10 protein-coding genes are annotated in these 13,324 nt (G+C 41.5%); 2 read left to right on the plus strand and 8 right to left on the minus strand.

The features are described 5' to 3' along the window. Window positions 1-299 precede the first annotated feature (299 nt). The 8 genes from CBG25_RS16935 to CBG25_RS16970 are packed head-to-tail and all read right to left on the minus strand — an operon-like array spanning window position 300 to window position 11,435. Window positions 300-1,484, minus strand: a complete 1,185-nt coding sequence (locus CBG25_RS16935) for an aminotransferase class V-fold PLP-dependent enzyme (protein WP_290608087.1) — start codon at window positions 1,482-1,484, stop codon at window positions 300-302. Further along, window positions 1,453-2,613 (minus strand): ABC transporter substrate-binding protein, encoded by a 1,161-nt coding sequence (locus tag CBG25_RS16940; RefSeq protein WP_290608089.1) that lies wholly within the window; start codon window positions 2,611-2,613, stop codon window positions 1,453-1,455. Before CBG25_RS16940 ends, CBG25_RS16935 begins: the two co-directional genes overlap by 32 nt. Further along, entirely contained in the window at window positions 2,610-3,833 is a 1,224-nt protein-coding gene (locus CBG25_RS16945; RefSeq protein WP_290608090.1) for an MFS transporter, read from the minus strand. Before CBG25_RS16945 ends, CBG25_RS16940 begins: the two co-directional genes overlap by 4 nt. After that, window positions 3,824-4,993, minus strand: a complete 1,170-nt coding sequence (locus CBG25_RS16950) for an NAD/NADP-dependent octopine/nopaline dehydrogenase family protein (RefSeq protein WP_290608092.1) — start codon at window positions 4,991-4,993, stop codon at window positions 3,824-3,826. Before CBG25_RS16950 ends, CBG25_RS16945 begins: the two co-directional genes overlap by 10 nt. After that, on the minus strand, window positions 4,990-6,006 hold the full coding sequence (locus CBG25_RS16955; protein ID WP_290608094.1) for a cysteine synthase family protein: 1,017 nt from the start codon (window positions 6,004-6,006) through the stop codon (window positions 4,990-4,992). Before CBG25_RS16955 ends, CBG25_RS16950 begins: the two co-directional genes overlap by 4 nt. An 11-nt stretch (window positions 6,007-6,017) precedes the next feature. Then, window positions 6,018-7,421 (minus strand): Y4yA family PLP-dependent enzyme, encoded by a 1,404-nt coding sequence (locus tag CBG25_RS16960; protein ID WP_290608096.1) that lies wholly within the window; start codon window positions 7,419-7,421, stop codon window positions 6,018-6,020. Window positions 7,422-7,431: 10 nt separating this feature from the next. Beyond that, on the minus strand, window positions 7,432-9,531 hold the full coding sequence (locus tag CBG25_RS16965) for a TonB-dependent siderophore receptor (RefSeq protein WP_290608104.1): 2,100 nt from the start codon (window positions 9,529-9,531) through the stop codon (window positions 7,432-7,434). A gap of 53 nt (window positions 9,532-9,584) precedes the next feature. Then, on the minus strand, window positions 9,585-11,435 hold the full coding sequence (locus CBG25_RS16970) for an IucA/IucC family protein (RefSeq protein WP_290608098.1): 1,851 nt from the start codon (window positions 11,433-11,435) through the stop codon (window positions 9,585-9,587). 224 nt (window positions 11,436-11,659) lie between these two features. Between CBG25_RS16970 and CBG25_RS16975 the strand changes: the two genes are divergently transcribed. Together CBG25_RS16975 and CBG25_RS16980 are read left to right on the plus strand one after the other, a co-directional pair. Continuing rightward, a complete protein-coding gene (locus CBG25_RS16975) occupies window positions 11,660-12,499 on the plus strand; it encodes a CoA ester lyase (protein WP_290608100.1) in 840 nt (279 codons plus the stop codon). Between the two features lie 324 nt (window positions 12,500-12,823). Further along, window positions 12,824-13,102, plus strand: a complete 279-nt coding sequence (locus CBG25_RS16980; protein ID WP_290608102.1) for a hypothetical protein — start codon at window positions 12,824-12,826, stop codon at window positions 13,100-13,102. The last annotated feature ends 222 nt before the right edge of the window (window positions 13,103-13,324 follow it).

Below are 13,324 nucleotides of genomic sequence, written 5' to 3' on the forward strand. Positions count from 1 at the left end.
TAACAAGCTGAAAATTCAGCGGCTAAATTTTTCAATTCTTCGACTGATAATCCAATGATTGCTTTACATAAACGATTATCTCGTAACAGCCGCTCTTTGTTGATCATTTCAAACCTTTATTCTCTAAGTTAAACCTCTTTTTATTCTCAATAGCGTGACAAAAAATGCAAGTCTCTATTCAGCAACTAGTTTAGTGAATAATCTCTTCTACTAATATTTCTACATGTTCAATGTTGACCTCTTCAGATGGACGGATCAAGGCAAGTGGTCGCAATACTACCTTATATATCATGTTTACCTCATCTGATATCAGCAAGTACGTTAAGTAGGGTATCAATCTCTTCTTCACTGTTGTATGCATGTACAGATGCACGTACGACAGCGTCAAGTCCACGATTTTTCATATCAATAAATGTTGAATTAAATCGTGAACAGGAAACATTCATACGACGTGGATGAGTGGATAGATACTTTTGTACATTTTCTGGAATAATATTTTTGACGGTAAACGTAACAATTCCAGATAAATGTTTCCCGCGATCATGTATCTGAATGTGAGGTAAATCTTTCAGACCGGTTCTAAGTTGTTTCCCAAGATAAAGAATTCGTTGAGTTATATTTTCCTGGCCTAATGATATAGCATATGCGACAGCAGCTCCTAGACCAAGACGATCCGCAATATTAGCTTCCCAGCATTCAAAACGACGTGCGCTATCATTAATATGATAATGATTAGCACTTTCCAGCTTCGCGGCATGATGATCAAGCAATATTGGCTCTATAGTTGAGCTTAATATGTTATCTATCCACAGAAAACCAGTACCACGTGGAGCACGTAAGTATTTGCGACCAGAAGCGGTTAGTACATGACAGCCAATTTTTTTGATATCCAATGGTAAATGCCCAATTCCCTGGCATGCATCCAGAAAAAACCATACGCCGGCTTCACGCGCAAGTGCGCCAATTTCCTCGACGGGTTGTATTGGCCCGCCATGTGTACCAAGCAATGGTAGGCTTATTAGCCGGACATTCGGATTATCCAATGCTTTCTTTAGCTGTTCCAGACAAACAGCACCGGTTTCATCTTCATTCAGTACTTTAACCTTTATACCATCTCGTTTTTGTTTTTGCAGATAAGGTATATAATTTCCTGCATACTCAGTTGTTGAGGTAAGAAGAATGTCACCAAGTTTCAATGGTAAAGAATAAAAAGCCATATCCCAGGCACGAGTCGCATTCTCCATCAGTGCGATATCAGCAGGTTTTGCATTGATAAGCGTTGCTAGTTCCTGATAGACATTTTCAATTGACTGTCGCTGGGTCACAGCAGCTTCATAGCCACCGATGGTGATTTCTCTGGAGTAATGTTCCCTTATCGCACGTATAACTGGTTCAGGCATTAAACTTGCCCCGGCATTATTAAAATGGATGACATGCTCCGTTCCTGGAGTATCAGCGCGAAGCTGTGTCAGACAAAGTGTCACTATTATGCCCCTCTGCTTTCAAACTAACCATATATCCTGCTAAGTACGGAATGGGAAGGAATTCATGATAAAGACGACGAAATGTATCATCGGGATCAAGTTCACTGAATAGTTCAGGATGGATCCATTTTGCTAATTGCTGGATGGCAATGACATCGTAAGGACTGTTATAGAACTGATGCCAAATAGCGAAAAATGCATTATTATGCTGAGCTGAACTGTTTTTATAGGCAGGGCGGGTAGTAAACCATGCTAGTCTAGTTCGGGCTTCTTTAATATCCGCACCAGGGCCGAGAGGTATCCATCGCCCACCAGGTACTGATGCCTGAAAATTACCACTGGTCAAAATTACTATATGGGGATTGGCTGATACTATCTGCTCTGGATTGATGGTAAAAAAGGAACCTGGAGATAACGATGCAGCTATGTTTTCTCCCCCAGCAAGTTTGACAAATCGCCCAAAACTTCCTTTACCAAACGTCATACAACACTCATCTGAATATCCCCCTAGACGCTCAAGAAACACTTTAGGTAGGGGAGACGTTAACTTATTTACCTGGGAGGTTACACGTTTTAGCTCCATATCACGGAATTGAAGGTAGGCGGTGGCAAGCTCCATTTTGCCAAACAGTTTGCCAAACAGTTTTACCGTCGGAGGAATATGTGCTATTGGTTCATAACGAAAGTCAACATAGACAATAGGGATCCCGGCGCTGGAAAGCGCCGCCTCATATCCTGAATCTACGATCGCTTTTCTTGCATCCATGTTCATGATGATAACGTCAGGTTTGAGGCTAATGGCCAGCTCTACATCGAAATTTCCTTGTTCGCTACCACCAAAAGTTGGGATTTTTTCCAAAAGGGGAAAACGTTTCCGATACTGTTGCCATGTCGCAGGATCTGACTGAATTAAATCCTTTCTCCAGGCAACCACTCGCTTAGCTGGATTTTCCTTATCTAACATTGCAACAAGGTAAAGTTGTCGACCTTCGCCTAGGATCACGCGCTGAACCGGAAGTTTGACTGACACAGTTCTACCGAGGAGATCTGTCACCGGAGTAACTATTTGTTCTGCTTGTACACTGGAAGAAATTAGCAGTATGGTAAAAAATAAAAACCTTACTATCATAGCTCATACCCTATAGATTTATTTGACTCTTTGGAGGAGTGGCTAACTTTCAACGTGATAAAAAATGTGATGAGATACATTACAGCGACACAAATAAACAAAGCCGGCAATCCTGGCCAAAGAAGAGTTACTCCACCAAGAGCAATACCCGCAATAGAAGCAAACTGGCTTATACTTTGTGTCAGGCCAAGTACATAACTTTGTTCTCTCTTAGCCGCGGAACGGGAGATTAATGCGGTTAGTATGGGTGTTGTTGCACCAAGCAATACTCCCCACAAAAAATAGAGGGCAATAAACAACCCAGTTTGACGCACAGCTGCAAGCAGCAAGGTTATAAGGAAACAACCGATTATTATGCTCAACATACGCTTTAGGGTGGCGTGCATATTATGAGGTTCGAACCACCGTGCCCAAAATGTAGCAGAAACGATTACACCAGTAGCCTGTAGACCATATGCCAATCCTATCAGCCAGTTCGGAGCATTGAAAAGGCTGGTAACATAAAGTGAAAACGGGGTTTGCGTTATCATTCTGCTCATTAATAGCAGACTAAGAATAAGCAATAATCCAACCATTGCTCTATTATTGACGGTACGTAAAGTGCTTTTTTCTTCTGGGAGAGGGGAGGCGGCCGATATGCTTTTAGTCGGGCCATCATCAGGTAATACTAGGAGCACCAAAAGAGCACATAGAGCACAAATAATGGATGCACTCAGATTGATCCAGAAAAAGCTCAATAGATCGAGAATAGCTCCGCCCGTGATAGCACCCAAAAGTGCTCCTGTATTAGTAGAAACATGCAACCATGCAAATAAACGTGTATGTTGTGATGCGGGTACCATGGCAATACCATAAGCCTGTGCTGGAGCGATGTAGCCGGCACAAGCGCCCTGAACAAAACGCAGAATAAGCACAATCCATACATCATTTGCGAAGGCGAGCCCTAACTGCGTTAGAGCAAGACCAGCCAGCGCGCGGATCATCATTGTTTTATTGCCGATCCTGTCACCAACGCGCCCCCAGAACGCGCTTGTCAATATAATGCCTAGCATAGGGGCAATATAAACACCGGTGCCGGCAAAACTTAGCAGTTCCTGCGATGTCATACTTGCTAAATGTAACGGCCAGAAAGGTCCGCTCATCTCCATTGCGCCCATTGAGAGCAATTGTACGATAAACAAGAACTGAACAATAAACACTACGCTACCTGTCACGCGCATTCTGTTACCACCCTAATTTCCGGCCAACTGGCGGGGATAGGGACGGTGGCACTGTTTTCCCCTATATACTCACAACACCAAAGATAGATTTCATTGATATAAGGCACTGACACATTAAGACGCTTTCCAATAGCAACCAAAAGGCTAAGACCACAGGCAATATCTTCCTGAAAGACTCTATGGTGTTGATCAAAAACATACCCTTCTTCATTTTTAGCTTTAATGAGAGGGAGCGGAATTCCTTCGTATGCCTGATTCGTTCTTAGAACATTTAACAATGTACGAGAATCAGCAATAAGATCACCGTAGGCCTCGACGATTTCCTGCTGCAAAGGTTGTACTGAGCTGAGATCGATGTGAAGTGCAGCCTCAGCTGCTTTACGTAGCAACTGATTTTCTTCATCACAACGGGCAAGGAAGTAGGCACCTAACTCTGGGCAATCATTCCACCAACAAGGGATATGGCTAAAGGAATGTTTGTGCCATTGCCCCCATGGACCGATTAAACCGTAAATTACGGAGCCATGCATAATTGGATTACCTGGAGTTAGGGTAATTTCGAGGTAATCAGCAAGTAACATCACAGGTGATTCATAAAGTTGGTTTAGATAACCAATTAATATCTCAGCCATTTCTGGCTTTTCTCTACGGTGTAATGCAACATAAAGATGTGATTTAGCGCCACCAAGTTTGACACTTTTCCCCCGGATAAGCTCAAAAGCAATATGGGAAACATCTTTCATCCCCCATAATACAATGTTAGGAAGAGTTCCTAAACGATACTCTGCCAGCCAGTCAAAACCACCAAAACCAGGAATTGCGCCGACAAACACCGGTTTATTACGTGGCAGTGCTGGCTGAATAAGTTTTAGTACACTATCTCTTACATGAATTGGTGTAGTAATTATAATAACATCTGCCTCACGGCAAGCTTCATAAGGACAGGCTGTTACACAAGAGGGACTCGCTTTTAATAGGGTTCCGTCATTCAATAACGCATGAATTTGCCCACCATTTTTTCTATAGGTGGCAGGAAATTCGGGTTGGCTGCTGAAAAGCGTAACGTCGACTTTAGGATTTTGACTGAATAAAACCGCTGCAAGGTGACCGGTATTACCAGCACCACAGATAGTTACTTTCAATTTATACTCAGCGATCATGATTTACACTCCAGAATTGCGGAAGAAGCAAACCAGTTATCAAGTTGATCCCAGATTTTTGGAGCAGTCAAATCTCGTTCTTTAAGCCATTCTTCATTGAAAATAGTATGCAGATATTTTTCACCTCCATCAGCGATGACCAGCGCCACATTGCCCTTGATTATTCCTTTACCGATTAGTTCTAGCGCCTTATAAATTGCTCCCCCAGTAGAACCGCCAACCAATAAACCAAAACGCCGAGCAAGATAACGGGCTGTTTCAAAAGCGCAAGCATCAGAAACCTGTTCGCCGTAATCAATGCAGCTATAATCTAGCACTAGACCAACCGTATCCCCTTTTGGTGTTCCTGTCCCTGACTGGTAATATGGCTTACCGGGTTTGCCAAATACGATGGAACCTTCCGGTTCAACAGCGATAGTGACAGTATCAGGATTATGAATCTTGAGCCCATGTGCAATACCCGTTATCGAACCACCAGTGCCGACGCAACCTACCCATGCATCAACCCGACCAATTTGGTGGACAATTTCCCGAACCAGATCAGCATACCCACCTGCGTTGGCGGCATTATCAGATTGATTCATAAAGACCGCACCTGATATTTCACTGGCAATCTCGGCGGCCATACGTTGGCGTTCAATAACAGCGACTTCATTCTCACCATAGTCACCTTTAACATAGCGGATCTCAGCCCCTAACGCTCGCATGATGGATATTTTGTCCTGAGCAGCATGGTGATCGACAACGGCGATAAATTTAAGACCAAATTCAATAGAGGCTAGCGCTAATCCAATACCGGTGTTTCCAGAAGATGACTCAACAATCGTTCCACCCGGTTGGATGCGCCCAGATTTAAGTGCCGCAACAATCATATTTCTGGCCATACGGTCTTTCATACTACCACCAGGGTTATTTTTCTCGACTTTGATGTATAACCGGGAGTCTGCTTGTGTCAATGGCAACTGTATGACAGGAGTATTGCCAATTAAATCAGTTACTTTGCTGAAAATCATTTAAAAATTCCTTAATTGTCAACGGTGAACATCAATTTATTACTGGGATTCATCAATGCGGTAAGTCGTGTTGGGAGTGGATGACGATGGAATTGATTTTCCAGTAAATCCATCTGATAACCGGCAGTGTTAACAAAGACCAAAAGATCCCCAGGTTGAGGTAAGTCAAGAAACGAAATCAGTCGATTAGTAATGATATCTTCATCCAGGCAACTATGCCCAGCAATCCATGCTTTCCCTGGTGAGTGATTTTGAGCGTGATTACTGGATCGAAGATGGATTGGATCGATTAGAAATTCAGAATTAAACCAGGTCTCGCAAGCACTGAAACTACTACCTTCAACAAATATAACAGAACTGTCATTGGTGTGAGGGCGAACTCGACATACTCGAAATATGCTTATGGCGCTCTGATTTACCAGGCTTCTACCTGGCTCAATACAAAGTGTTAAACCTTCCTTACACAAAATATCAGATATACGATCACCTACAGAGTTTTGACTCTCTAGAAATACTGTTAACCATTGTTCAGCATTGAGTTCACCACCATATGGGTAAAAGCATGCAGGAATCTTGTCCGTACGATAATCTGCAAATTTTTGTGAGGATAACCAAGTTTTGTAACACTGATTTTCTACATACTGTACTGGTAACCCTCCTCCGATATCGATAATTCGAGGATCTAATCCAAGGTTACGGGCGTATGTAATTAATGGTAAGGTATCAAGCAAAGCACTAACCCTTGTTTCAGGAGCATAACCGCTGAGATGAAAATGAAAACCAGCAAGTTCTAGGTGCTTATTGTCTGCCAGAGAATGAAGAGCGATGATAATTTCATGGCTTAACATACCAAAACGGCTGGAGCGATTTGCATCTGGACGCAGTCGTAGCAATAGACTAATTTTTTCGAAATTTCCTCTCCAGATCTGAGCAAGTTCAATAATATCCCGTAGTTCCTGATAAGAATCTACCGCAATCCGTGCCCCCTTAAGAATTAGTTCCTGCAAAAAATCACGCGTTTTGGCCGGCCCAGTTGCGCACAGATCAACTCCATGGCATCCAGCACGTATGGCATCATGTAATTCCTGGAGGCTGGAAACATCTGCACCAGCTCCAGCAGATACTGCAGCTTGTAGTAGTGCCTGTGACTTGTTAACTTTTACCCCATAATAAAATTTACTTTTAATACCGAAACTCGCTGTAACCGCAGTCATAGCTTTAAGATTATTAGCCACAGTATGCGGCCAGACGATATTGAGTGGCGAGCTATACATATCCGTTAAGCAGGTAAGAATTTCTGGCGACTGTAGTAACCAGTCAGTAATTACTGAATCGAGGTAGGGAGGTAAATCTCTGGCAAAGTTTACCTGCCACGAAGTTTTTTGGGGATTAGCAATGTTGAGTAGTGAAGACATTTTTGTTACCTCAAAAATCAACGGTTACTGAAGCAAGGAAAGTGCGTGGAGCGCCTTGTGCAATCGTGCTGTAGGAAGCAACGCCTGCCCAGTAATGACGGTCAAACACATTCTGCACATCAAAACGGAAGGTGGCCGGAATACTATAAACCTGAGTTTTATAGGCAACCCCCATATCTACTGTTATCCATGAACCAATGGACTGAGTGTTTGCCTGATTGACATACTGTTTTCCGCTGTAATTGATTTGACTGTTCAGCGAAAGTCCATTTAATACTGATAAGGCATATTTCACGCCTAGGTTTGCCTGTACTGGAGATACGCCAACAGGTTTATTACCTCGAACACCAGAGGTTGGTGATTTAGTCAGTTCAGGATCAATCAGTGAGAGACTTCCTGTCATACGTAGACCCTCCAGTGGTTCCCCTGAAAGATTCAGTTCGATCCCTCGATTGCGTTGTTCATTGTTAGTGCTGAAGGTATTATTACTATCAATTGCTCCACTTGGTTTTGTTATTTGGAAGAGTGCAAGGTTAATCAGAAGTTCACCTAGATTATATTTGACCCCGACTTCGTACTGGTTTGAGCGATAAGGTCGCATAACCTGGCCTGCATTCTTAGCAGTTTCAGGAGCTATATCGCCTTTACTAAGTCCTTCAATATAGTTTGCGTATAGTGACAAAGATTGCCATGGTCGATAGACTAGTCCAAGCATTGTGGTAAAGGCCGATTCGTCATACGTCGAGGAGCGTTCTCCGTTAGCGGAAAAATTATCGGAACGAACTCTTTGGAAGCGAATACCAGGGATAATATCAACACTGCCATCGAGAAGTGTAAGCGTATCGGCTAATGCCAGACCACTCAGTTGGTTTGAAGATATTTTGGGTACATGAGTTGGAGTAGGTGGCATAGTGACATCTTCTGCTATTGGAGAGTAAATATTGGAATTAACCTTTTGTCCCCATGTACTAGCAACAGCTAGGCGATCATGATAGTAACTGGCTTGAAACGTCATCTCATGTTCTACTGGTCCGGTTGTAAAATAGCTCTTAGCACCTGTTTCTAAAGTGTAACGATTTACATTAAACCGAAAATTAGTAATAGTTGATACGACATCTCCTCGTTCATTGATAATGTTTGGTGTTTGTTCCGATATGCGTGAGACAAAAGAACGACCACCTCCTGCGTTAGCAAAAAAGGTTACATTATCATTAATGTCGTACTCAGTATGGAGTAATACACCTTGGTCACGGATCTTCCACCACATTCCCTTTTGAGCAATGTTTGTCTTTCCATCTGGAGCTGCTGGAACATCAATATTGGGGGAACCGGTAAAAGGTCGATTAGGTGATTTTGCGTGCTGATATTGATCCAGTAAGTCAAGAGATACCCGGAATCCACCTTTTGCATAATCAAGTGCAAGTGCGCCAAGAGCTGCATTTTTACTGGCATTATTTAGTGATAAATTACCACTATTACCTCCACCATTAAAACGAATTCCCCACATTTCACCATCTGGATTTGACCATAATCGGCCAACATCGATGTAGGTGCCAAATTGGCTATCTGATTCCCAGGTTATTGTAATCTGAGTAACATCCCTATTGGTTGCACGTTTAGTTACTGCATTGATTACACCGCCAACACCGCCATTAGGTGACATACCGTACAGCCCAGCACCTGGTCCCTTAAGCACCTCAATGCATTCAAGATATTGGGTTAAGAGTTGATAGTTAGGAGCAACACCATAAACACCATTCAGTGCGACTTCACCAATGTTACCTTCACCAAGAGGAAATCCCCTTATCATAAAGGAATCCAGAATACCGCCAGAAAGAGCGGTAACACGGACTGACGAATCGTGTTGAATAACATCTCCAAGCGTTTTGGCTTGACGATCATTAATATATTTAGAAGTGTAACCTTTGATACTGAACGGGGTATTTTGTACTTTTTTACTTCCTAACAGGCCAATATTGGCTCGTTGTATAATATCGCCATCGTCAGTTGCATTTGATGTTTTTCCGATAACAACAATTGGTTCCTCCTCGCTGGCAGCGCTCAGCGTAATGTGGCTAGTAAAAACAAAAGTAGTAAGATGGCATAGCAAAATAGTTTTATTACGATTTACTGTCATCGCTTTATTCTCAGAAATCACTCTTATCAGGCGAGCAGAGGGTTATTAAGACCATGTTGTATACGGTAATCGGTATATTGTTGTAAATGCATTCTCATTAATGAACGCGTGAACCATGGATGATGCATGAAATGCTGTCGTTCCTGATCCCAGAATTGTTCATCAAGACGTGGGCGCAATTCGTTGAAAATACGTTCTAGTTCTTCACCGAGAATGTTCCACATCCGATTATCTGTAATGTGATAAAGATCGGTCAAAAACCAAGCAAGTTCGTGTAAGTGACTAACAAAGCAAGCATCCACGACGAATGTTCTTACGGGCTCAATGTCGTCTTCAAATACAGTGGATAAAATACCTGGCCATGAATAAGGTTTAAGTTCATAACCTTGTTTACGAAGAGCAGGAGCCCAAGTGCGGCCATCACCAAAGTCACGAATAAGCATTGCCTGCGCCATACCCTTTTCATCAAACAAGATCTGAGTATTTTGTTGATGAGCCTCGAGAGCTACACCATAAATCAGATACATTGCCAGGACAGGTTTAAGCACAATGTATGCATAATTACGGAACCAGTTACTCGGATCCTGACCCGATAATTCAATAAGTTCACTGACTACGGGTAGTGGTCGGTGAGGTAGTTCAGTAAATAACGCCGCGACTGTTACTGCCAGCGTATTAGACTCTATTTGCCAAGGTGATGTGTTGCGGAATACGACTGAAAGGAATTCACCTTCCGCATCATTTTTCCGTTCCGGATGAAGGAAATGCCATGCAGCTTCTTCACGGAAGCAATCAAGCATACCATCAAAGCCATTTTCCGCTTTTAAGATCGCATCAATGATTGTACTGATGCGTGGACCCATATGAATCGATTTAGCTTGCAAACTGCGCATTTCACTTGTCATCCAGATTGCGACTGGTAATTTGATAAAAGGCAATTTAGATGAGGTTGGAAGCATAGTCCTGAATGACATGGAAGGTGCTGTTTCAAGCATAGGGCCATCGGTCAGGAGTATTCCATCTTTAATTTCTTTTGCAAAATGTTTATGGATCCAGTGTTTGAGATGCCATGAATGGAGAGGAAGGGGAAGCCACATGTCAGGTTCGAGTCCTTCATTTTTCAACCACTCACACCATATCGGCCAAGTATCAGGAAAAACCTCTGAAAGCCATTGATGAATATCTTTAACATGAGGCATTTTTTCGCAATATGTCATGTCTGCTCGTAAAGCCCCTATACGAAGGGTAACTCGAGCACCAAATTCGGCAGATAAATCTTCAATATCCTGCTCATTCAATCCTGGACGAGATTTCCAGGTTGGATAGTAGGGATGTCCTTCCAGTGCTCCCCATTGATCGAGGAGAGTAGCTCCATCACGTATATCATGGTGTGCTCTTACCCATTTGGTAAAAAATCTTTCATCATCCTTTGCCATCTTTTTGGCAATAGTTGCCCGCCAATTCTTCCTGTGTTTTCTAGCCATTCTGTCATTGTGGATACTATTTGCGACATCATCATTGAATTGGTTAATCCCTTCCATGGTTGGCCTGAAATCAAGATCATTTAGAATAATATCAATCAAATGTTCATGTTTTTGAATCTGTACTTTATGGCCATTGGAACTTTCAAGGAATATATTCCCTTTATTAATAATTGTATTGGCTGGATAAATTGTTGTTTTTTCAAAATGAAGTTTGCTAATGCCATCAGAAAGAGGGTATGAAACCTGATTATTAGAAATAATAACTTGTGTCACATCCAATAACTTTTCTGCAAAAAGGCATCGGACTATTCTGGTCAGTGCGTTGCGCATTGAATAATCAAATAAATTGGTATGATTATTCTTATTCGTACTTAATTTCCCTGGCTGTTCCATAATTTTCTCTCTAGGTTAGAGTGTTGAAACTATAAAAATCATACTTTTTGAAAAAATAATACTAATCACGTTACGAGTCTTGAAAAATTCAAGTCACTAAGTTAGCATCAAAATTAATTCATGTAAATGATAATAAATATCATTATCATCCGTATTGTCTATTGTCGTGACCAGTTTGCAAAATGGATAAAATTAATTTATTATCAATAAATTAGGTGGTTTTTATGAAGGAAGATGTCACATATCTTTTTGTCCCTGCAAATAAAAAGGAGTTATTTTCTAAAGCTCTTGAATGCGGTGCCGACGCAATAATTATTGACCTAGAAGACTCTGTTCACCCTGCAGAAAAAACTCATGGGCGTGAGAATATTGTGAGTTGGTTTGCTGCTGTGAATGGGGATTCGATTACAACGAAAATTTATATCAGGATTAACCATCCAGAATGTGTTGACTTTATTCACGATGTAAAAATGCTAAATTCATTAGTGGGGGCTTCGATAGCAGGTATTATGGTGCCCAAAATGGAATCTGGCGATACGATAGATAGAATAAAAAATCATTTAACAGATAAACTGACAGAACTCCCATTTATTGGCATCATCGAAACAGCCCGAGGAGTACACTGCTCTTACGCTATTGCTACAAGTGGTATTACAAGAATAGCATTTGGCTCTCTGGATTATTCTCTGGATATAAATTGTCAGCAAACGTCGGATGCATTTCTTTACGCACGGAGCCAAATTGTTGTAGCCTCACGTGTTGCTAACCTTTCAGCTCCAATTGATTGTGTTACCCCTGATTTTTTTTCATCCGATACTTTGTCTATTGATGCACAGCATGCTCAATCGTTGGGTTTTGGTGCAAAATTATGTATTCATCCAAAACAAGTTTCTATTGTAGCTAAAGTGTTCTCGCCAAGTGAGGAGCAAAAACAATGGGCCAATAAGGTTATTGAGCAATCGAAAGATAATTACGCTTTTCAGGTAGAAGGAGTTATGGTCGATTTACCATTGATAAAGCAGGCTTCACGTTTACTGGGAAAAAGTGACAGAAAATTTAAATAAAAATAATTACTGAAAAGAGAGAATAGACAAGGATCACTCACATATCGTCAATATTGTACGTCAAGTATGCGAGCGGTTTGACATTATTGTTTTTTACTAAGCCATCAATAAATAGCACGGCGTAACAATGCGCTAACTTTAGATTCCAGTCTGACTGTTTCAACCATTAACCAGTCAGTGGGGGAAATTTTGAGTTAGGAATTAAGGGTATTGCGATGGATAATGGGGTCGATTATTCATTAGCACTATTTGAGATCCGGCAGAATAATTTTAACCAATAAGATAACAATGCTCCGCGACGTCCCGGTGGTGCTAGGGTTTATTATGCTATTGATGGTATTAAAACCCGAGGTTTTGAAGTTGAAGTCAGCGGTCAGATCACCGATGATTGGGAAAATTTATGCCGGTTATACCCAGTTCCTAGGTACAGATTCGGATGGTAAACGTATTAATAGAGAAACGCCAAATAGATTATTTAAACTGTTTTCAACTTATACTTTGCCAGGAGTGATGAACAATCTAACGATTGGTGGTGGCGTTAACTGGCAGCGCCAATTCCCAAACGAAATGCAACAAAGTAAATCCTTGGTCATACATAGATAAAATTACTGTAATGACCCCATAAGAGATACTAAACTAGTTGCTGAATAGAGACTTGCATTTTTTGTCACGCTATTGAGAATAAAAAGAGGTTTAACTTAGAGAATAAAGGTTTGAAATGATCAACAAAGAGCGGCTGTTACGAGATAATCGTTTATGTAAAGCAATCATTGGATTATCAGTCGAAGAATTGAAAAATTTAGCCGCTGAATTTTCAGCTTGTTA

The organism is Arsenophonus sp. ENCA (assembly GCF_002287155.1).
Taxonomy (GTDB): domain Bacteria; phylum Pseudomonadota; class Gammaproteobacteria; order Enterobacterales; family Enterobacteriaceae; genus Arsenophonus; species Arsenophonus nilaparvatae.